Origin of the sequence: Bacillus sp. FSL M8-0166 (assembly GCF_038008825.1) — a bacterium.
Taxonomy (GTDB): Bacteria; Bacillota; Bacilli; order Bacillales; family Bacillaceae; genus Bacillus; species Bacillus safensis.
In genome coordinates this window covers 1,895,512-1,915,018 of the sequence record NZ_JBBOZZ010000001.1, presented here as the reverse complement: position 1 = coordinate 1,915,018, position 19,507 = coordinate 1,895,512, and the positions used below count along the sequence as shown (strand labels likewise).

The following is a 19,507-nucleotide window of genomic DNA, read 5'->3' as shown; positions in this document are numbered from 1 at the left end:
ACACAAATGAATAATCAAAATAATGTACTTTCCACCTAAATCCAAGCCCTACACAACAAAAAAAGACTCGCTCACACAGAGCCGAGTCTTAATTTTTTTTGCAGTTTTTCTTCACTGAAAATCCAGCCGGTATAGGAATTTTTGATTTGGTGGTCCATGTCGATATGGCAGATCGCGACAAAAGGATAATGACCTTTGCTTCGATAGCGCAAATCAATGAACCGCACCTCATAATGATCCTTAAATTTATCCACTTCCCACCGGTAGACAGGAGAGAAGGAGAGAAAGGCTGAAATGTTTTCATCTTGCTTGGCAATTTTCATAATTTCAGTATCAGGGACAGGCACACGGTTAAAGGTGTCTAAAATGACGACCTCTCCATTCATACTGCGCCCAACATGGAAAGAGGATTTACATTTCACGGCAATACGCCATTGTCTGAACTTCATTGTAGGCGAAATAATAATCTCTTCAATTTCATCGAATCGAGCACGCAGCTGACGTTTAATCTGAAGCTGCATGATGACCCTGACGATATAGTAACAGAAAATCACGGCATACAGCGTAATAAACGTATAGCCGGGATGTCCGCCAATCGCCCAAACGACTATGGCGACAAGGTGTGTAAAAAAGATAAACGGATCAAACGTATTAATGATTCCAAGCGCTACCCATTTCTTCGAAAATGGACGAATGGCCTGCGTACCGTATGCATTGAAAATATCGACAAACACATGAAGCACAACGGCTAATAGTGTCCATAACCAAAGGTGAAGTAAATTCGCCCCCGGCACAAATGGGAAAATCACAGCTGGAATCAGCAATGACCAAAACAGTACAGCCGGAATGGAATGTGTAAATCCTCGGTGATTTCTTATATAAACCGCATTATTTTTTAGTTTTAGCACAGTATCAATGTCTGGTGCTTGGGAGCCGGCGATGGTCGCGATCATCACGGCGTGTGCCATGTGTGGATCTGCGCTGACGGCTGGATCTAAAAGTGCAAGTCCCCCAAGAGAAATGCCCATTACTACATGAGTACCAGTGTCCAATTGATTACCTCCTAGTTGTCATGCTTAGGAACAATCATACAAAGTATACGTCTCCAATCAAGACTATGTGCAAAATCACTTTTGCTTTATCCCGATTTAATGTAACATGTTAACGTATCTACAAACAGTATACAACAAATAAGGTTCTATTCAGAACGTTAGCCCTCGGTCCAATGAGAAGGAGTATAGATATGAAAGACATTCAAGAAAAGCTGGACCGCAAAGATATTGCGGGCTTTCAGCATGATTTAATTGATTGGTATGAAAAAGAACAACGAACATTGCCATGGCGTGAAAATCAAGATCCATACCGCGTCTGGGTATCAGAAGTGATGCTTCAGCAAACGAGAGTAGATACGGTCATTCCGTACTTCAACCGGTTTATGGAGCAATTCCCGACGGTGAAAGATCTCGCTTTAGCTGATGAAGAAAAGGTCATGAAAGCATGGGAAGGTCTTGGCTACTACTCAAGAGTGCGTAATTTACAGGCAGCTGTGAAAGAAGTATATGAATCCTATGGTGGCATTGTCCCTAATACGAAAGAGCAATTTTCAAAGCTCAAAGGTGTAGGCCCATATACGAGCGGCGCAGTGCTGAGTATCGCCTATAACAAGCCGTATCCTGCGGTAGACGGCAACGTTATGAGGGTCATTTCTCGTATTTTGTCCATATGGGATGATATTGCAAAACCAAAAACGAGAAATATTTTCGAGTTTGCGGTCGATCAGCTCATTTCCCGGGAAAAGCCGTCAGAATTTAATCAAGGGCTGATGGAGCTAGGTGCGCTCATTTGCACTCCAACATCCCCTGCCTGCCTCATTTGCCCTGTGAACATGCATTGCTCGGCACTCGAGGAAGGCGTTCAGCATGAGCTCCCAGTGAAAAGCAAAAAGAAAAAGCCGACTGCGAAATCAATGGCAGCAGCGGTGTTATTTGATGACGCAGGCAACCTATATATTCATAAGCGGCCAAGTACAGGCCTTCTTGCGAATTTATGGGAATTCCCTAACATGGAAACCATGAAGGGAAGAAAAACGGAAAAAGAGCAGCTGATTGATTTCTTAAAAGAGGAGGCGGGTGTACAAGCGGAGCTTGGTGATTTAGAAGGCACCATTCAGCATGTATTTACCCACCTCATCTGGAATATTTCTGTTTTCTTTGGACGAGTTACCTCTATATCTGATGACACGATGCTGAAAAAAGTCACAACAGAAGAATTTGAGGGGTATGCTTTGCCAGTCTCACACCAAAAAATTTGGAAGCTGGCACTTGAGCAGCCTAGTCATATTTAACCGTTGTACCGTGGGTATAATCAGCTTCATTTCGATGCAACCCCCCGCGGTCTTCGATTTCAGAAATGATTTCTCGATACTTAGATTGCCCTTCTTCGTTCAAATAAGGTAAAATTTGTTGGAAAGCATGATGAAAGTAAGCAAGCTCAGTATCTTTCCATTGATCCTTGGACATCATGCCAAGCTGGCTTAAATCGCGTCCGACATACATGAATGTAACCTCCTAATAGGAACTTTCCTATTAGTGTGAAGCGAATGAACCAAAACTATTCAAATCAGGAGATGAACCATAATGAGTCAACGTAAATGTGCATTAATTACAGGTAGCAGCAGAGGAGTCGGGAAAGAAGTAGCCCTTCGCCTCGCTGAAAAAGGATATGACATTGTCATTAACTATGCGAGAAGCAAAAAAGCCGCACTTGAAACAGCGGAAGAAATTGAAGCGATGGGTGTCAAAACATTGGTTGTCAAAGCCAATGTAGGCCAGCCTGAGAAAATCAAAGACATGTTTCAGCAAATCGACGAAACCTTTGGCCGTTTAGATGTATTTGTAAACAATGCGGCATCAGGTGTTCAGCGTCCCATTATGGACCTTGAAGAAAATCATTGGGACTGGACGATGAATATCAATGCGAAAGCCTTGTTATTCTGCGGACAAGAAGCGGCAAAACTAATGGAGAAAAACGGCGGTGGACATATCGTCAGCATTAGCTCTCTTGGCTCTATTCGCTATCTTGAAAATTACACAGTAGTCGGCGTATCAAAAGCAGCACTAGAAGCTTTGACACGTTACCTTTCTGTTGAGCTGTCACAAAAAAATATCGTCGTCAACGCCGTATCAGGCGGCGCGATCGATACCGATGCACTCAAGCACTTCCCGAACCGAGAAGAGCTTTTAGAAGATGCGAAGAAAAACACACCTGCCGGCCGAATGGTGGAAATTAAAGACATGGTCGACAGCGTGGAATTCCTTGTATCAGGCAAAGCAGACATGATTAGAGGCCAGACGATTATTGTGGATGGCGGACGTTCTTTGCTTGTTTAAAAAAATCATGAATAGGATGTACACCTTCTGCACAAATTAATGTGCGTGGAGGTGATAATGATGGATCAACAACAAAACAAAACAAACGCACAACAAGTGAAGAAACAAAACCAAGCTGCTGCACAAGGTGGTCAATACGGCACTGAATTTGCTAGTGAGACTGACGCACAGCAAGTAAAAAAATACAACCAAAAAGCTGAGCAAAACAAACAACAAAACAGCTAATCACTGAAACAAAGGAAAGCACTTCATATACGAATGAAGTGCTTTTCTTTTTGCCTCACACCACCATCCGACAAAACCTGTAAAACCTCTACATAAACAGTCAAAGGATTTCTTCCTTCTTTCAAGAAATGGTATACAGACAAAAAGTGGATTCGATGAAAAGGGAGGAGTTAGATGTCTGATTTCGATCAGCTTGTAAAAGAACAAATGCAGCTCATGGATCAGCTGCTCGATGTGCAGGGAGAACTCGATCTATGCTTAGAAACAGAAAAACAATTGCTGCAGGATGAAAAAAAAGAAGAGTGGCATAGGCTTTGTGATCAAATCAAACAGAAACGTGAGGAACTGCAAAAAGTGCAAACCTTATTTACAAAACAGACAGAAGAGGTCATCAATTCATATAAACAGATGGAAAAGAGTTCTAGCGTGATGTAAGTCAGTGTGCCGTTCAATTGGGTTGAATGGCTTTTTCATTTCATTTTTTAACTATGTAACGGTATAATATAATAGAGACATGTTTAGTTGGGAAATTAGGTCTTTGGACTGTTAGGTTTGTTTGTTATAGAAAGTAGGGGAGAAAATATGGGCTATCCCAAGGAAGGAGAAACCATCCAAATTCAAAGCTATAAACATAATGGCTTGATCCACAGGATTTGGAATGAAACCACCATTCTGAAAGCAACGGAATTGTGTATCATTGGGGCAAACGACCGTACAATGGTGACTGAATCCGACGGCCGTACTTGGATGACGAGAGAACCGGCTATTTGCTATTTCCATGCAAAACAATGGTTTAATGTAATTGGGATGCTTAGAGATGATGGGGTATATTATTACTGCAACATCAGCTCTCCTTTTGCGACAGATGATGAGGCAATTAAGTATATTGATTACGATTTAGACGTCAAAGTCTTTCCAGACATGACGTACAATATTTTGGATGAGGACGAATATGCAGATCATAAGAGGCAGATGAATTATCCAAAAGAAATCGATAGTATCTTAAGAGAGCATCTGAATACATTACTGCATTGGATTCACCAGCGGAAAGGTCCGTTTGCTCCTGAATTTGTGGATATGTGGTATGAACGTTTTTTACATTATACAAAATAAGCAAGAGCATCAAAAAACCTGTTTGGCTTTTTAGGCTAACAGGTTTTTGACTGCGTACGGATAAGAGGCACTGATAGATTGGGAAGGAGATTTACATGGGGGTCATTAAACGCTACATGGCTTTTGTAACACCGTATAAAAAACAGATTGCATTGACAATGGTCATCGGAATGATTAAGTTCTCGATACCCTTAACTTTGCCTCTGCTTTTAAAGTATGTCATTGATGATGTCATTCAAGGCTCGGGGTCCGCTGAAGAAAAGACATCATCTCTACTGATCATTATGGGAATCATGCTCGTATTATTTGTAGTGATGAGGCCGCCTGTTGAATACTATAGACAATACTACGCTCAGTGGACAGGCAGTAAGGTATTATTTGATATTCGGGAAAAACTGTTCTCGCATATTCAAAAGCTAAGTCTTCGTTATTATGCCAACACGAGAACAGGAGAAATTATTTCAAGAGTGATCAACGATGTGGAGCAGACAAAGGAATTTGTCATCACAGGTCTCATGAACATTTGGCTGGATATGATGACTGTACTGATTGTGATTGCCATTATGTGTACACTGGATCTGAAGCTCACCATCGTATCTGTCATTATTTTTCCGCTATATGCGTTTGCAGTAAAGTATTTTTACGGACGGCTTCGTAAGCTGACAAAAGAGCGGTCACAGGCACTGGCTGAAGTGCAAGGGCATTTGCACGAGCGTGTTCAAGGAATGCCAGTCATTCGAAGCTTTGCGATTGAAGAATATGAACAAGAGAATTTTCATGATGAAAACAAAAATTTCTTAAACAAAGCAATCAACCATACGAATTGGAACGCCAAAACATTTGCTGTCGTCAATACCATCACTGACATTGCACCGCTGTTAATCATTGCATTTGCTGGCTACACCGTGATTAACGGGTCGCTTTCGATCGGGACTATGATCGCCTTTGTCGGCTATATTGACCGGATGTACAATCCGATTCGCCGTCTCATTAACTCATCCACGACGTTAACCCAGTCCGTTGCATCAATGGATCGGATCTTTGAGTTTATTGATGAGCCATATGAGGTCATAGACCGGCCGAATGCAAAAGAAGCCAATCATTTAAAAGGAGAGGTAGAGTTTAAAAATGTGTCGTTTCGTTATGAACACACGCAGGAAGAGATTCTGCACAATATCTCCTTGAAAGTAGAAAAAGGACAAACGGTTGCGCTTGTAGGAATGAGCGGTGGAGGGAAGTCGACACTCGTCAGCTTAATTCCAAGGTTTTATGATGTCACAAACGGGTCACTTGAAATTGACGGCATAGATATAAAAGAGTACAAAGCAAGAAGTCTTCGAAATCAAGTTGGAATGGTGCTGCAGGATACATTCCTATTCAGTGGCACGATTAAAGAAAATATTGCGGTTGGAGACCCAGAAGCATCTTTTGAAAAAATGGTTTCTGCTGCAAAAGCAGCAAATGCGCATGATTTTATTATGTCTCTTCCAGAAGGATATGACACGAAAGTAGGAGAACGGGGCGTAAAGCTGTCAGGCGGACAAAAACAGCGGATTTCTATTGCAAGGGTATTTCTTAAAAATCCACCGCTGTTGATTTTAGACGAAGCAACGTCTGCACTTGATTTAGAAAGTGAGCATTACATTCAAGAAGCGATGCAAAAGCTGGCGAAGGATCGCACAACCTTTATTGTCGCACACCGATTATCAACCATTACACATGCTGACCAAATTGTGGTCATGGAACAAGGCGAAATTGTGGAAAAAGGAACACACGAAGAATTAATGAACCAAGACAGCCACTATCGCCATTTATTTACCATTCAAACATTAAATTAGTAGAAGCCTATCCGATTCTAGCGGATAGGCTTTTTTATGTTGTCAAAAACATGACATATTTCCCAGCTTGTCTCAATACAATTTTAAAAAGTATGACGGGGTGGTGAATATGTGAAAGAACAAGACGTGCTGCTAGATGTCAAACAGCTGTCCATTGCGTTTCAACAGAAAAAGCAAAAAGTGCCCATCGTCCATCACATATCGTTCTCGATTCAAAAAGGGGAAACGTTAGGGATTGTGGGCGAATCTGGCTGCGGGAAAAGTATCACAAGCATGTCATTAATGGGTCTGAATCAGCAAACCGATACAACGGGCGAGGTTCATTTCGAAGGGCAAAATCTGCTGTCACTTTCAGAGAAACAGTGGCGAGAGATAAGAGGAAATGACATTTCGATGATTTTCCAAGAGCCTATGACCTCTCTGAACCCATTAATGACCATCGGCAAACAAATGACGGAAGCCCTTTTCACACATCAATCAATCGGTCAAAAAGAAGCAAAAGCGAAGGCGATTGATCTGCTTCAAACAGTTGGATTGAAGCAAGCAGAATCGCTGCTGAAAAAATATCCACACGAATTATCAGGCGGCATGCGCCAGCGTGTGATGATTGCGATGGCAATGCTTTGTCACCCAAAGCTCATGATCGCTGATGAACCGACAACTGCACTTGATGTGACCATTCAAGCGCAAATCCTTCGTCTGCTCAAAAAGCTGAACGAAGAGATGGACACTGCTATTTTATTTATTACCCATGATCTAGGCGTCGTGCGGCAAATATGCCAGCGAGTCATGATTATGTATGCCGGTCGAATTGTAGAAGAAGGAACCGTTGACCGTATTTTTCAAAAACCTCTGCATCCCTACACGAAAGGTCTTTTCGCCTCAGTCCCATCGTTTAAAGAGAAAAAAGAAAAACTCATCTCTATTGCAGGTCATGTGCCTAAGCCAGGGGCCATCCGGTCCGGCTGTCAATTTGCACCACGCTGCCCATATCAAATGGCGCAATGTCTTGAAACAGATCCAGCCTTACAATCCATTGAACAGAATCACCGCGTGGCATGTTTTCTAATGGAAGGAGGAGAAGACACTGAGTCACCCACTCTTGCAAGTGAATCAGCTGACAAAACGGTATGACACAGCCGCTTTTTTTTCTAAACATAAACAATCGACTTTGGCTTTAAATCAAGTCTCCTTTCACGTGAAGGAAGGAGAAACGCTTGGCATTGTTGGTGAATCAGGCTGCGGTAAATCAACTCTTGGCAAAAGCTTGATGAGATTGACTGAACCGACGGCAGGCTCTATTCAATTAAAAGGGCAGGAGATCACCCTTCTGAAAGAACGAGACATGCGTTCCTTAAGAAAAGACATTCAAATGATCTTTCAAGATCCATATGCTTCTTTAAATCCGAGAATGAAAATCAAAGATATTTTAGAGGAACCACTGATTGTTCATCATCATGGGACGAAAGCAGAAAGGCGGAAACGGGTGAAAGAGATGCTGCACATTGTTGGGTTTGATCCGTCTTACGGGGAACGTTATGCGCATCAATTCAGCGGCGGACAAAGGCAGCGTATCGGTATCGCTAGAGCACTTATTACGCACCCAAGTCTTGTCATTGCCGATGAACCAGTTTCGGCTTTAGATGTATCCGTGCAAGCGCAAATTTTGAATTTGATGCTTGAATTGCAAAAGACGCTTTCTCTGACGTATTTGTTTATTTCTCACGACCTTGGGGTTGTCAAGTATATGAGTGACCGGATCGCCGTCATGTATGCTGGGCGCATTGTCGAGATGGGTCCTGCCGAAGATGTGTTTCACAGCCCGCTTCATCCCTATACGTCGCTGCTTCTGAAATCCATTCCACATATGGATCACGTACTAGAGGCGCAAGATGTGGCAGCAGAAGAGACCACAATGACGGAACGCGGCGGCTGTCCTTTCTACAAAAGGTGCCCAAAAAGATGGGAGAAATGCTTGAAAGCAGTTCCTGCTTTGCATGAAGAGGAACCGGGGCACGCGGCCGCGTGTTATTTATATCAAAAGGAGGAACACAATGAAGAAGACATGGTTATTCAGTAGTTTCATTTTTGTGCTGGCACTGGCGCTCTTTTTAGGGGGATGCTCGTCTTCACCGACATCGGAAGAAAAGGCAACAAAAGATACCCTCGTATTTGGCAGAGGGGGAGATTCCACTTCACTAGATCCAATCACAACGACAGAAGGCGAAACCTTCAAGGTCACAGAGAATATATTTGAAAAGCTTTTGAATTACGGTGAGAAAGACACGACCATCCATCCTGGCCTCGCAACAGAATGGGATGTTGCAAAGGACGGAAAATCATACACGTTCTACTTAAGAGAAGGTGTGAAATTTCACGATGGCACAGACTTTAACGCAGAAGCAGTAAAATTTAACTTTGACCGCTGGATGAATGGAGACGCAGAAAAGTTTCCTTACTATGGTATGTTTGGCGGCTATAAAAAAGATAAAGGGCATGTCATTAAAGACATCATCGTCAAAGGCGAGCATGAAATTGAATTTCAGCTAAAGCGCCCGCAGGCGACATTCCTCAAAAATATCGCTATGTCACCATTTGGCATTGCCAGTCCAGCGGCAGTTGAAAAAAGCGGCGATTCATTTAGAGAAAATCCAGTGGGGACAGGACCATTCAAGTTTAAAGAGTGGAAGCAAAACGACCGTATCGTGTTAGAAAAGAACAAGGATTATTGGCAGAAGGATAAACCAAAGCTGAATCAAATCATCTTCCGCTCCATTCCAGAAAACTCTGCTCGTTTAAATGCCCTTAAAACAGGCGAGATCGACTTAATGGATGGCGTGAATCCGTCAGATTTAGATGGCCTTAAAACCGACAAAGCACTCCAGCTCATTGAAAGACCATCGATGAACGTAGGATATATCGGACTGACCGTCACAAGAAAGCCGCTTGATAACAAGCTGGTTCGTCAGGCACTCAATTATGCGGTCGATAAAGAATCGATTATTGAGTCATTTTATGGCGGACTGGCTGAGCCCGCAAAAAATCCATTGCCGCCTGCATTAGAAGGCTACAATGACGACATTGAGCCATATCCATATGATCCAGAAAAAGCGAAAGAACTATTAAAAGAAGCGGGCTTCCCTGACGGCTTTCGCATCAAGCTTTGGGCAATGCCTGTACCACGTCCATATATGCCAGATGGAATGAAGGTAGCAGAAGTCATTCAGTCAAATTTTGAAAAGGTCGGCGTCAAAGCAGAAATTGTGACATATGACTGGGCCACCTATTTAGATAAAGCAAGTAAAGGGGAAGCAGATGTGTTCTTATTAGGCTGGACAGGGGACAATGGCGATCCTGATAATTTCATTTACACACTGCTGGACAAAGACAGCATTGGCGGTAACAACTATACATTCTTCGAAAACGATAAAATGCATGACATCCTCATTGAAGCGCAAACAGACACAGATCAAAAGAAACGAAATGAGCTGTACAAAAAAGCGCAGGAAATCATTCATGACGAAGCGCCTTGGATTCCATTGGTGCATTCAATTCCAATGCTTGCCGCTTCTAATGATTTAAAAGGCTACCAGCCGCATCCAACTGGTTCAGAAGCTTTAACTGACGTGTATTTCGAATAAGCAAATAAGGGAGATCTTGTATCTCCCTTATTCAAACAAAGATAAAGGCGGTGAAAGCTGTTTGTTTGCTTATTGTATGAAGCGGGCAGGAATGCTCATCCCAGTACTGATCGGAATGACATTGGTCGTGTTTTCAATTATTCGTTTTATACCTGGAAATCCAGCGCAGGTCATCTTAGGACAGCGGGCAACGAAAGAGGCAGTAGAACAATTAACGATCCAGCTCGGTTTAGATCAGCCATGGTACGTTCAATACGGTCATTATATGCTTGGCCTTTTAAAAGGGGATTTAGGGACTTCCATTCGAACAGGAGCGGCTATTGCCCAGGAAATGAAGCCTTACTTATTTGCGACGTTAGAATTGACCTTTTTTGCCATGGTGCTGGCGATTGTCGTGGGAGTGAATGCCGGAATCATTAGTGCTTGGTTTAAGCATTCTTTCTTTGATTATGCCGCGATGTTTATTGCACTTATCGGAGTGTCCATGCCGATTTTCTGGTTAGGCTTAATGGGGCAGTGGCTGTTCTCGATCGAATTAGGTATTTTGCCGACAACGGGCCGAGAAGACGTAAGGAATCCAGTCGAATCGATCACGTATATTCATACACTGGACACGCTTTTGCAAGGCCGGTTTGATCAATTCGCTGACAGCATCAAGCATTTGATATTACCAAGTACAGCACTCGCAACAATTCCTGCTGCGATTATTGCGAGAATTACAAGGGCAAGTATGCTGGAAGTGCTTCATTCAGACTTTATTCGAACAGCAAAAGCAAAAGGAGTACGTTCATTTTTCATCATTTATCAGCATGGCCTGAAAAATGCGCTCATTCCGATCTTGACGATTATTGGTCTTCAGACGGGCCTCTTGCTTGGTGGAGCGATTTTAACAGAAACCATTTTTGCTTGGCCGGGAATTGGGCGGTATATATATGACGCCATCAGTTATCGTGATTACCCAGTCATTCAAACAGGTATTCTTGTCGTTGCGCTTATATTTGTCCTGATCAATTTCATTGTGGACATCTTGTATGCGGTCATTGATCCAAGGATTAAATATTAGGGAGGGAGAGTGACAATATGGAAGCACAAAAAGAGCTTGAACCACCTCAGCCAAAAGATGAACGCTCTCAATCATTGATTCTTGAATCAATGAAGCAGTTCTTTCAGCACAAGCTGGCGGTCATTGGCAGTGTGATTGTCTTTTTATTTCTGATCCTAGCGATCTTTGCACCGCTCATTGCTCCTTATGGAATCAATGAACAATCACTTGGTGAGCGATTTAGCGCCCCTTCAGCTGCACACTGGTTTGGTACGGATGATTTCGGCAGAGATATATTTTCGAGAGTTGTGCATGGAGCACGGATTTCCTTATGGGTCGGCTTCTTCTCGGTCCTCGGTTCTGTCATTTTAGGCACACTGCTTGGATTGATAGCTGGCTATGGCGGACGAGTGCTAGATGCTGTGATCTCGAGATTGTTTGATATTTTACTCGCTTTTCCTAGCATTCTATTAGCGATTGCTATTGTCTCCATCCTAGGCCCCTCCTTACAAAATGCCCTTATTGCCATTGCGATTATTAATGTCCCAACCTTTGGACGGCTCGTTCGTTCAAAAGTGCTGAGTATTAAACAAGAAGAATACGTTCTGGCAGCAAAGGCGGTTGGGATGTCACACCGCCGCATCGTACTGCGTCACATTCTGCCAAATAGTATGGTGCCAGTCATCGTCCAGGCGACGCTAGCGATCGGAACGGCAATTATTGAGGCAGCGGCTTTAGGCTTTTTAGGATTGGGTGCACAGGCGCCAAGTCCAGAATGGGGGAAAATGCTCGCCGATGCGAGACCTTATCTCGTTCAAGCCCCTTGGACATTATTCTTCCCAGGAATAGCGATCATGCTGACGGTTCTAGGCTTTAACCTGATGGGAGATGGATTAAGAGACACACTGGATCCTAAAATGAAGAAAATAAAATAAGACCGATTCTCAGAATCGGTCTCAGCGCGCGGACAAACCCCCGCATTCGGTGTCAGTACTGCGTGCCGGTGCTCACGAATACTCAATTCGCTCCGGTGCTCGATCTTCCTAGACTGCAAAGGTTTTCAGGGCACGCTGAAAAGAAGAAAAAGACCGATTCTAGGAATCGGTCTTTTTTGTTTATGCTTCTTTTTCTTCTGTCTCGATTTCACTATCTTTTGGGTGATACGTCTGGAAGCTTGTAATCAATGTATCTAAATGCTCTAATTCATCACGGTATTCGATGATGCTGGACATGACATTCAGCATATTGTAATCGAGCAAGTCGTTTTCTTGGTTTTGCTGATGCTGAATAAATGATTTCGTTAACGTTTCAAGGCGAAGAGAGCATTCATTTTGAAATTCATCGTCCTGCGGCTTCATTTTTCCGACGAATTTCATCAAGGTGCGCTCATGCCAATACAGTAAATAATCAATTTCATCCGTTAAGCTTTCCCTGAAATGCTCTGGCATCAAATGAATCTCATTTTCTAATTTATGAAGCTTTTTCAGCAAATACAGAGCGCGATTTGATGTCATAATGGCCTGCCTGAACAAAACAAGCTTTCTTGATTTGACATAGGTTGTTTTCTTTAAATAGCTTCGTTCTTCTTTGTATAACAAGTAAATGTGATCTAATTTGATCATGCGTTCTTTTATTTGATCGATGTCATCCTTTAATGTGGAATGATCAGTAGACTGTCTGGAGCTCAGACGGATCCATTTTAAAATCTCCTCCGTATTTTCCATAATGTGATGAACAAGCTTTGTTTCATACTTTGGCGGCAGGAAGATTAAATTCACTAAAAATGAAGAAAGAACTCCTAACACCACAGTAGCTGTTCGAATTAAGGCAAAGGAAAGGAAATGATCCCCTGCACTTTCTAAAATCGCGATGACGGTTACAAGTGCAATTGGAATTGTGTGTTCAATCTTCAGTTTTAAATTAATGGCGATGACCATGACGGCGGTTAAACCGATAATGACTGGTCCTGTGCCAAAAAGCAGACCGAACGTAATGGCAAGCGCTGCACCAATAATATTGGCTTGCACTTGATCAACAATGGTTAAAAAAGATCGATAAATAGATGGCTGGATAGCAAATACAGCTGCAATTCCCGCGAAGACGGGCGTTGGCAACCCAAGCCATGTTGCCAGGTAAAGCGCGAGTACAATGGCAATACCGGTTTTTAAAATACGGGCTCCAAGTTTCATTGGTTTTGTCCCTGCATTCCTTTCTTTTCGATAATAGATGATCACTCGTCATTTATCATTCATATTTTGATGAAACAACTAAGTAATATACAGCGGTCTTCCGAAATATTCAAGTGATTTTTGAAAGTTCATGAAAACATCAAAAGAAGGTATTGAGAAGAAATGTAACAGATTCGCACGCTTTTGACAAACAAGAGCTGGTCAATAAAAAAACAGGCGCATGTTTTTACGCCTGTTTTGGACTTCATTATGATTGTTTCAGCTGTGCAAACGCATGATCTACTGCTTGCAGCGTCTCAGAAATATCTTTTTCAGTATGTGCGATTGTTAAGAACCAAGCTTCATATTTAGAAGGAGCGAGGTTAATGCCTTGCGCGAGCATTAATTTGAAGAAGCGGGCAAACATTTCGCCATCCGTATTTTCAGCCTGCTCGTAGTTCACAATCGTTTCTGTTGTGAAATAAATTGTGAGAGCACCTTTTAAGCGATTCACTGTAATATCTACTTGATGCTTTTTGGCACGGGCTAAAATGCCTTCTTCTAACATAGCGCCAAGTTGATCAAGATGCTCGTAAACGCCGTCTTCTTTTAACAATTCCAAGCAGGCAATACCTGAAAGAATGGATGCAGGATTTCCTGCCATTGTGCCAGCTTGATAGGCTGGTCCAAGCGGGGCAACTTGTTCCATAATTTCTTTTTTACCGCCGTAAGCGCCGATAGGAAGTCCGCCGCCAATAATTTTTCCTAATGCAGTGAGGTCAGGTTTTACTTGAAGCAAGTCCTGTGCACCGCCATACATAAAGCGGAAAGCGGTAATAACTTCATCATAAATCACCAGTGCGCCTTTTTCATGTGTGAGGTCATTGACCTGCTGCAGGAAACCGTCCTTAGGCTCTACGATGCCAAAGTTCCCGACAATTGGCTCGACAAGGACAGCTGCTACTTCATCACCCCATCGATCTAATGCTTCTTTATAGCTGTCAATATCATTAAATGGAACGGTAATGACTTCATTAGCGATACTCTTTGGTACGCCCGCTGAATCAGGTGTTCCTAAAGTGGAAGGACCAGAGCCGGCTGCCACTAGCACAAGATCAGAGTGGCCGTGATAGCACCCGGCGAACTTAATGATTTTTGTTCTGCCTGTATATGCGCGAGCCACTCGAATCGTTGTCATCACCGCTTCTGTACCTGAATTGACAAAACGAACTTTGTCCAAAGCAGGCATGGCTTCCTTCAGCATTTTAGCAAAAGCGACTTCATGCTTCGTTGGTGTTCCGTAAAGGACACCTGTTTCAGCCGCTTTCGTGATGGCTTTTGTAATATGCGGGTGGGCGTGTCCTGTAATAATAGGACCGTATGCTGCCAGATAATCGATATAGCGGTTTCCGTCAACATCCCAAAAATAAGCGCCTTCTCCTCTTTCCATCGCAACGGGTGAACCGCCGCCTACTGCCTTATATGAACGAGACGGGCTGTTGACACCCCCAACAATGTGCTCCAGCGCCTCTTGATGTAATTTTTCTGATTCTGTGAATTTCATAAATAGCCTCCTATCTCAACGTATCACGTCGTCTATCATTATTTTAACATGCCGATGCAAGCGTCCTTAGTTGAATATCCTCTCAAAATTGGATAGGCTAATTAAAAAATAGGTTGGAGGGATTGTGTCATGACAATCGAAGTAGGGCAGCAAGTACCTGACATTGAATTAACCGGTGACAATGGGGAGAAAGTAAAGCTTTCTGATTTTAAAGGAAAACATATTGTTCTTTATTTCTATCCAAAAGATATGACACCAGGCTGTACAACAGAAGCATGTGATTTCCGCGACCGCCATCAAAGCTTTGCAGAATTAGATGCTGTCATTATCGGCGTAAGCCCAGACAGTCAGGACAAGCACCAAAAGTTTAAAGAAAAACATGATTTGCCGTTTCTGCTTCTTGTAGACGATGAACAAAAATTGTCTGAAGCCTTTGGGGTATGGAAGCTGAAAAAGAATTTTGGCAAAGAATATATGGGAATCGAGCGTTCAACGTTTCTTATTAATAAAGAAGGCACGCTTGTGAAAGAATGGCGAAAAGTTAAGGTAAAAGACCACGTAGAGGAAGCGCTTGAGGAATTGAAAGCTCACGCTTAATATCCTCATATGATGAGATCGGCAGACATGCCGGTCTTTTTTGTAAAGAAGAATAGGTAAAAAAGAGGATTGTAATTGACAAAGTTTCGGCTCTGGGGGTACACTATTTATAAAGATTATAATATAAGAATATTTTTGAAGAGAGGTGCATGATGAAATGGCTGCTCACGAACTAAAAGACGCTTTAGATGCTCTAAAAGAAACCGGTGTTCGAATTACTCCGCAGCGCCATGCCATCTTGGAGTTTCTCGTAAATTCTATGACACACCCAACCGCGGACGATATATATAAAGCACTTGAAGGAAAATTTCCAAACATGAGTGTCGCAACGGTTTACAACAATTTACGAGTCTTCCGGGAATCTGGATTAGTAAAGGAATTAACGTATGGTGATTCCTCAAGCCGATTTGATTTTGCGACATCTGACCACTACCATGCGATTTGTGAAAACTGCGGAAAAATCGTAGACTTTCACTATCCTGGCCTTGATGAAGTTGAACAGCTTGCATCCCATGTGACAGGCTTTAAAGTCAGTCATCATCGCTTGGAGATCTATGGAACTTGTCAAGAATGTGCGAAAAAAGAAAATCATTAATGAAAAAGCTGACCGTTTAAATGGTCAGCTTATTTTTATGACTTTTTTCGATTGTAGGATTCATCAAACTCTTTACCTTCTAATGCTGGATCAAGTGTAAGCGGCTCCCTGCAATGCATGCACATGTCCACCCGCCCAAGCACTTTTGTTTCCTTCTCACAGCCTGGACAAACAACACGTACTGCCTTCGTAGAAAGCATACCAATCCAAAAGTAAACGGCTGTACTTAATCCAATCGATAAGACGCCGAGCAGCATAAAGAAAGTTGACAGCCAGATCGATTCCTTGAAGAACACACCGATATACATGATCAGAAAGCCAACAAAAACCAAACTAAGTGCAAATGTTCTGATTTTATTAATCTTACTGGAGTATTTCGCCATCCCTAGTCCCCCTTATCTCCAATATAGCACATTTTACCTTTCCGTTTGAATTAGTTATAGAGTTTTGTGAATAAATTGCTTATAATGATTCAATGATCTTTTTTCATGTATTGAAGGAATTTTGATTCTATGAGGAGAAATACATAGCATTAGAGAAGAACCTTACACCCGAGTATTGGAGGAATCACTATGGAAAATCTTCTCCGTCCTATTTATCAAGAGAGAGCAAGCCATCCAGACACATTAGCTGTGATTATAGTAGAAAGAAGACATAAAGTATCTTCTGAGACGGATAACTTTGATGCAGCACTTTTAGTCATCGTAAAAGAAGCGGAAGAGCCGTTATTTATCAAGCACTATGAATCCGATCACCAAACAGCTTCTTTAAATGTTGTCACAGATGATCAACTGAAGGAATGGATTACCCTTGGTACTAACCGCCGAATCATCGATTGGATTTTGAATGGAAAAGTCCTGTTTGATCGAAATGAATATATCTTCAACTTAATTGATGAACTAAGTACATTCCCGTTTTCAAACCGCAAGCTCAAAATCGGTTTAGAATATGGCAAGCTCATTCGCAGATATATAGAAGGAAAAGCATTTTTTGAGTCAAATCAATTCCTTGATGCATATAATTCCATTGTGCATGCCCTGCATCACCTAGCACGTATTGAAGTAATTGATAAAGGCTTCCACCCAGAAGTGACCGTTTGGAACCAAGTGCGTCATATGGAACCGGAAGTATACAAACTTTATTCAGAACTGATTGAAAGCCATGAAAGTCTGCATAAGCGTTTGGAACTTTTATTTTTAGCAAATGATTTTTTGATCCATTCAAAAGCAGAAATTGGTGCCGCTCATTTGCGTCATGTCATGGAACAGAAGGATATATGGCTTTTTGGTGAGCTTCTTGCACACCCTGATCTAAAGTATTTCACGCCTGACCTTAGCGTCATGATTGATTTCTTTGTGGAAAAAGGAATTGTTCAAGTGGAGCCGATTGAGACAAAGGGACAAAAAATCTATCATCGAGGATATTTTGTGAAAAAAGATATTGACGCATGAATATTATGATGGTATATTATTAAACGTCGCTAACGAGCAACTGAGTTGCTTTGAAAGAAAAGCTGACAAAAAGAAATTCTAAAAAACGCTTGACGCACACGGTGCTCAAATGTTATATTAAGAAAGTCGCCTCTGAGCGATAACGAAGATGATCTTTGAAAACTAAACAAGACAAAACGTACCTGTTAATTCGAGTTTTTATAAAAAAATCCTATGATACTTCATAGGTAGTCAGTCAAACTGGCGAGGCAGGAAGTGATCACATGCTAAGTTCGCTACATCGTGTAGCAACGCATGTGTGATATGCATCCTGCATACCTCGGAGAGTTTGATCCTGGCTCAGGACGAACGCTGGCGGCGTGCCTAATACATGCAAGTCGAGCGGACAGAAGGGAGCTTGCTCCCGGATGTTAGCGGCGGACGGGTGAGTAACACGTGGGTAACCTGCCTGTAAGACTGGGATAACTCCGGGAAACCGGAGCTAATACCGGATAGTTCCTTGAACCGCATGGTTCAAGGATGAAAGACGGTTTCGGCTGTCACTTACAGATGGACCCGCGGCGCATTAGCTAGTTGGTGGGGTAATGGCTCACCAAGGCGACGATGCGTAGCCGACCTGAGAGGGTGATCGGCCACACTGGGACTGAGACACGGCCCAGACTCCTACGGGAGGCAGCAGTAGGGAATCTTCCGCAATGGACGAAAGTCTGACGGAGCAACGCCGCGTGAGTGATGAAGGTTTTCGGATCGTAAAGCTCTGTTGTTAGGGAAGAACAAGTGCGAGAGTAACTGCTCGCACCTTGACGGTACCTAACCAGAAAGCCACGGCTAACTACGTGCCAGCAGCCGCGGTAATACGTAGGTGGCAAGCGTTGTCCGGAATTATTGGGCGTAAAGGGCTCGCAGGCGGTTTCTTAAGTCTGATGTGAAAGCCCCCGGCTCAACCGGGGAGGGTCATTGGAAACTGGGAAACTTGAGTGCAGAAGAGGAGAGTGGAATTCCACGTGTAGCGGTGAAATGCGTAGAGATGTGGAGGAACACCAGTGGCGAAGGCGACTCTCTGGTCTGTAACTGACGCTGAGGAGCGAAAGCGTGGGGAGCGAACAGGATTAGATACCCTGGTAGTCCACGCCGTAAACGATGAGTGCTAAGTGTTAGGGGGTTTCCGCCCCTTAGTGCTGCAGCTAACGCATTAAGCACTCCGCCTGGGGAGTACGGTCGCAAGACTGAAACTCAAAGGAATTGACGGGGGCCCGCACAAGCGGTGGAGCATGTGGTTTAATTCGAAGCAACGCGAAGAACCTTACCAGGTCTTGACATCCTCTGACAACCCTAGAGATAGGGCTTTCCCTTCGGGGACAGAGTGACAGGTGGTGCATGGTTGTCGTCAGCTCGTGTCGTGAGATGTTGGGTTAAGTCCCGCAACGAGCGCAACCCTTGATCTTAGTTGCCAGCATTTAGTTGGGCACTCTAAGGTGACTGCCGGTGACAAACCGGAGGAAGGTGGGGATGACGTCAAATCATCATGCCCCTTATGACCTGGGCTACACACGTGCTACAATGGACAGAACAAAGGGCTGCAAGACCGCAAGGTTTAGCCAATCCCATAAATCTGTTCTCAGTTCGGATCGCAGTCTGCAACTCGACTGCGTGAAGCTGGAATCGCTAGTAATCGCGGATCAGCATGCCGCGGTGAATACGTTCCCGGGCCTTGTACACACCGCCCGTCACACCACGAGAGTTTGCAACACCCGAAGTCGGTGAGGTAACCTTTATGGAGCCAGCCGCCGAAGGTGGGGCAGATGATTGGGGTGAAGTCGTAACAAGGTAGCCGTATCGGAAGGTGCGGCTGGATCACCTCCTTTCTAAGGATATATGGAGCAG

General features: G+C 43.2%; 18 protein-coding genes, 1 rRNA gene and 1 pseudogene. 15 read left to right on the top strand and 5 right to left on the bottom strand.

Features of this window, described 5'->3' with window-relative positions; all coding sequences use genetic code 11:
* Nucleotides 1-71: 71 nt before the first annotated feature.
* Nucleotides 72-1,052: a metal-dependent hydrolase gene (locus tag NSS92_RS10170; protein ID WP_041087350.1), complete on the bottom strand. Its 981-nt coding sequence runs from the start codon at nt 1,050-1,052 to the stop codon at nt 72-74.
* A gap of 191 nt (nt 1,053-1,243) precedes the next feature.
* Between NSS92_RS10170 and mutY the strand changes: the two genes are divergently transcribed.
* A complete protein-coding gene (gene mutY / locus NSS92_RS10165) occupies nt 1,244-2,344 on the top strand; it encodes an A/G-specific adenine glycosylase (RefSeq protein ID WP_340867635.1) in 1,101 nt (366 codons plus the stop codon).
* On the opposite strand, the gene NSS92_RS10160 is transcribed toward mutY, so the two are convergent.
* Complete coding sequence (locus NSS92_RS10160) at nt 2,331-2,555, bottom strand: hypothetical protein (protein WP_003217808.1); 225 nt, start codon at nt 2,553-2,555, stop codon at nt 2,331-2,333. The two genes, mutY and NSS92_RS10160, sit on opposite strands and share 14 nt — an antisense overlap.
* An 81-nt stretch (nt 2,556-2,636) precedes the next feature.
* Here NSS92_RS10160 and fabL point away from each other — a divergent pair, with 81 nt between their 5' ends.
* From fabL to NSS92_RS10110, 10 genes and pseudogenes are all read left to right on the top strand, one after another.
* The gene (gene fabL, locus NSS92_RS10155) at nt 2,637-3,389 is read left to right on the top strand and encodes an enoyl-[acyl-carrier-protein] reductase FabL (protein ID WP_024425211.1); all 753 of its coding nucleotides are present in this window, start codon (nt 2,637-2,639) and stop codon (nt 3,387-3,389) included.
* 75 nt (nt 3,390-3,464) lie between these two features.
* A pseudogene (locus NSS92_RS10150) lies at nt 3,465-3,614 on the top strand (gamma-type small acid-soluble spore protein); the annotation flags it as partial.
* 174 nt (nt 3,615-3,788) lie between these two features.
* A complete protein-coding gene (locus tag NSS92_RS10145; RefSeq protein WP_039177303.1) occupies nt 3,789-4,049 on the top strand; it encodes a YgaB family protein in 261 nt (86 codons plus the stop codon).
* Nucleotides 4,050-4,196: 147 nt separating this feature from the next.
* The gene (ntdP, locus tag NSS92_RS10140; protein WP_024425209.1) at nt 4,197-4,727 is read left to right on the top strand and encodes a nucleoside tri-diphosphate phosphatase; all 531 of its coding nucleotides are present in this window, start codon (nt 4,197-4,199) and stop codon (nt 4,725-4,727) included.
* A 95-nt stretch (nt 4,728-4,822) separates the two neighbouring features.
* Nucleotides 4,823-6,565 (top strand): ABC transporter ATP-binding protein, encoded by a 1,743-nt coding sequence (locus tag NSS92_RS10135; RefSeq protein ID WP_267588046.1) that lies wholly within the window; start codon nt 4,823-4,825, stop codon nt 6,563-6,565.
* A 111-nt stretch (nt 6,566-6,676) separates the two neighbouring features.
* Nucleotides 6,677-7,699 (top strand): ABC transporter ATP-binding protein, encoded by a 1,023-nt coding sequence (locus NSS92_RS10130; protein ID WP_267588047.1) that lies wholly within the window; start codon nt 6,677-6,679, stop codon nt 7,697-7,699.
* Entirely contained in the window at nt 7,668-8,645 is a 978-nt protein-coding gene (locus NSS92_RS10125; protein ID WP_340867630.1) for an ABC transporter ATP-binding protein, read from the top strand. The genes NSS92_RS10130 and NSS92_RS10125 overlap by 32 nt, the downstream gene beginning before the upstream one ends.
* The gene (locus NSS92_RS10120) at nt 8,620-10,206 is read left to right on the top strand and encodes an ABC transporter substrate-binding protein (protein ID WP_340867627.1); all 1,587 of its coding nucleotides are present in this window, start codon (nt 8,620-8,622) and stop codon (nt 10,204-10,206) included. The genes NSS92_RS10125 and NSS92_RS10120 overlap by 26 nt, the downstream gene beginning before the upstream one ends.
* A gap of 61 nt (nt 10,207-10,267) precedes the next feature.
* Nucleotides 10,268-11,269 (top strand): ABC transporter permease, encoded by a 1,002-nt coding sequence (locus NSS92_RS10115; RefSeq protein ID WP_024425205.1) that lies wholly within the window; start codon nt 10,268-10,270, stop codon nt 11,267-11,269.
* Between the two features lie 17 nt (nt 11,270-11,286).
* A complete protein-coding gene (locus tag NSS92_RS10110) occupies nt 11,287-12,183 on the top strand; it encodes an ABC transporter permease (protein WP_025093464.1) in 897 nt (298 codons plus the stop codon).
* A gap of 180 nt (nt 12,184-12,363) precedes the next feature.
* Here NSS92_RS10110 and NSS92_RS10105 read toward each other — a convergent pair whose 3' ends face one another.
* Nucleotides 12,364-13,437 carry an FUSC family protein gene (locus NSS92_RS10105; protein ID WP_034284217.1) on the bottom strand — a complete coding sequence of 358 codons (1,074 nt, stop codon included), beginning with the start codon at nt 13,435-13,437 and terminating at the stop codon, nt 12,364-12,366.
* A gap of 247 nt (nt 13,438-13,684) precedes the next feature.
* Nucleotides 13,685-14,980, bottom strand: coding sequence for a glutamate-1-semialdehyde 2,1-aminomutase (locus NSS92_RS10100; protein WP_340867623.1), 1,296 nt, complete (start codon nt 14,978-14,980; stop codon nt 13,685-13,687).
* Between the two features lie 129 nt (nt 14,981-15,109).
* On the opposite strand from NSS92_RS10100, the gene bcp reads away from it, so the two are divergent.
* A complete protein-coding gene (bcp, locus tag NSS92_RS10095) occupies nt 15,110-15,577 on the top strand; it encodes a thioredoxin-dependent thiol peroxidase (RefSeq protein ID WP_024425791.1) in 468 nt (155 codons plus the stop codon).
* Between the two features lie 157 nt (nt 15,578-15,734).
* Entirely contained in the window at nt 15,735-16,172 is a 438-nt protein-coding gene (perR, locus tag NSS92_RS10090) for a peroxide-responsive transcriptional repressor PerR (RefSeq protein ID WP_012009347.1), read from the top strand.
* A gap of 35 nt (nt 16,173-16,207) precedes the next feature.
* Here perR and NSS92_RS10085 read toward each other — a convergent pair whose 3' ends face one another.
* Nucleotides 16,208-16,555, bottom strand: a complete 348-nt coding sequence (locus NSS92_RS10085) for a YgzB family protein (protein WP_024425201.1) — start codon at nt 16,553-16,555, stop codon at nt 16,208-16,210.
* A 189-nt stretch (nt 16,556-16,744) separates the two neighbouring features.
* On the opposite strand from NSS92_RS10085, the gene NSS92_RS10080 reads away from it, so the two are divergent.
* Nucleotides 16,745-17,623, top strand: a complete 879-nt coding sequence (locus tag NSS92_RS10080) for a nucleotidyltransferase-like protein (protein WP_024425790.1) — start codon at nt 16,745-16,747, stop codon at nt 17,621-17,623.
* A 316-nt stretch (nt 17,624-17,939) separates the two neighbouring features.
* Nucleotides 17,940-19,488, top strand: a 16S ribosomal RNA gene (locus NSS92_RS10075).
* Nucleotides 19,489-19,507: the final 19 nt, after the last annotated feature.

What these genes read in the sequence shown, in the direction of transcription:
- mutY (WP_340867635.1), top strand. Translation starts at nt 1,244, where the DNA reads ATGAAAGACATTCAAGAAAAGCTGGACCGCAAAGATATTGCGGGCTTT.
- NSS92_RS10160 (WP_003217808.1), bottom strand. Translation starts at nt 2,555, where the DNA reads ATGTATGTCGGACGCGATTTAAGCCAGCTTGGCATGATGTCCAAGGAT.
- fabL (WP_024425211.1), top strand. Translation starts at nt 2,637, where the DNA reads ATGAGTCAACGTAAATGTGCATTAATTACAGGTAGCAGCAGAGGAGTC.
- NSS92_RS10145 (WP_039177303.1), top strand. Translation starts at nt 3,789, where the DNA reads ATGTCTGATTTCGATCAGCTTGTAAAAGAACAAATGCAGCTCATGGAT.
- ntdP (WP_024425209.1), top strand. Translation starts at nt 4,197, where the DNA reads ATGGGCTATCCCAAGGAAGGAGAAACCATCCAAATTCAAAGCTATAAA.
- NSS92_RS10135 (WP_267588046.1), top strand. Translation starts at nt 4,823, where the DNA reads ATGGGGGTCATTAAACGCTACATGGCTTTTGTAACACCGTATAAAAAA.
- NSS92_RS10120 (WP_340867627.1), top strand. Translation starts at nt 8,620, where the DNA reads ATGAAGAAGACATGGTTATTCAGTAGTTTCATTTTTGTGCTGGCACTG.
- NSS92_RS10110 (WP_025093464.1), top strand. Translation starts at nt 11,287, where the DNA reads ATGGAAGCACAAAAAGAGCTTGAACCACCTCAGCCAAAAGATGAACGC.
- NSS92_RS10105 (WP_034284217.1), bottom strand. Translation starts at nt 13,437, where the DNA reads ATGAAACTTGGAGCCCGTATTTTAAAAACCGGTATTGCCATTGTACTC.
- NSS92_RS10100 (WP_340867623.1), bottom strand. Translation starts at nt 14,980, where the DNA reads ATGAAATTCACAGAATCAGAAAAATTACATCAAGAGGCGCTGGAGCAC.
- bcp (WP_024425791.1), top strand. Translation starts at nt 15,110, where the DNA reads ATGACAATCGAAGTAGGGCAGCAAGTACCTGACATTGAATTAACCGGT.
- perR (WP_012009347.1), top strand. Translation starts at nt 15,735, where the DNA reads ATGGCTGCTCACGAACTAAAAGACGCTTTAGATGCTCTAAAAGAAACC.
- NSS92_RS10085 (WP_024425201.1), bottom strand. Translation starts at nt 16,555, where the DNA reads ATGGCGAAATACTCCAGTAAGATTAATAAAATCAGAACATTTGCACTT.
- NSS92_RS10080 (WP_024425790.1), top strand. Translation starts at nt 16,745, where the DNA reads ATGGAAAATCTTCTCCGTCCTATTTATCAAGAGAGAGCAAGCCATCCA.